This window comes from Rhodococcus sp. EPR-157 (genome assembly GCF_001647195.1).
Classification (GTDB): Bacteria; Actinomycetota; Actinomycetes; order Mycobacteriales; family Mycobacteriaceae; genus Rhodococcoides.
Genome location: NZ_LVCV01000652.1, coordinates 1 through 710, shown reverse-complemented (window position 1 = coordinate 710; position 710 = coordinate 1). Strand labels below are relative to the sequence as shown.

1 pseudogene and 1 other annotated feature are annotated in these 710 nt (G+C 61.0%); the pseudogene reads left to right on the top strand.

The window, feature by feature from the left end:
• Window positions 1-52: 52 nt before the first annotated feature.
• Window positions 53-710: pseudogene (locus A2J03_RS30255) on the top strand (IS3 family transposase); the annotation flags it as partial.
• Window positions 337-468 (top strand) — a sequence feature (AL1L pseudoknot). (Overlaps the previous pseudogene by 132 nt.)

The window sequence follows — 710 nt, the reverse complement described above, 5'->3', positions numbered from 1 at the left end:
TGAACCGTCCTGGGACTGGTGGAGACTGTGATCTCACCAGGAGAATGCAGATATGGGTGCACCAAGGAAGTTCGATGCCGAGACGCGTGAGCGCGCTGTTCGGATGTATCGGGACCGTCTGACCGAGCAGGGCGACACCAAGATCGCCGCTCGCAAGCATGTCGGAGCATTGCTCGACATCAACCCCGCCACGATCCGGAACTGGGTCGAAAAGAACGATTTACCTTCCGGTCCGAACGAGAGCGAATCAGGTTCGGACCGTGATGCCGAGCTGAAAGCATTGCGACGCGAAAACTCCGAATTACGAAGAGCCAACGACATTCTCAAGACAGCGTCAGCGTTTTTCGCAGCGGCGGAGGTCGACCGCCGACTTCGGTGATCGTCGACTACATCGACGAGTACCGCCACCGCTTCGGGGTCGACCCGATCTGCACCGTGCTCCGCGAACACGGCATCAAGATCGCCCCGTCCACCTACTACGCCGCCAAGAAACGCGGAACCATCTCAACGGCCGCTCTAGATGAGGCGTACGCCGCGAACGCCGTGCACCGGCTCTATGTGGCCAACAGGCGCCTCTACGGGATGCGCAAAATGTGGCACGCCATGAAACGGGCTGGTCACGATCTTGGCCGTGATCAGGTCGGTCGGTTGATGGCGATCTGCGGAGCCGTCGGAGTGGTCCGCGGGCGACGCCGCACGGTGACCACCGA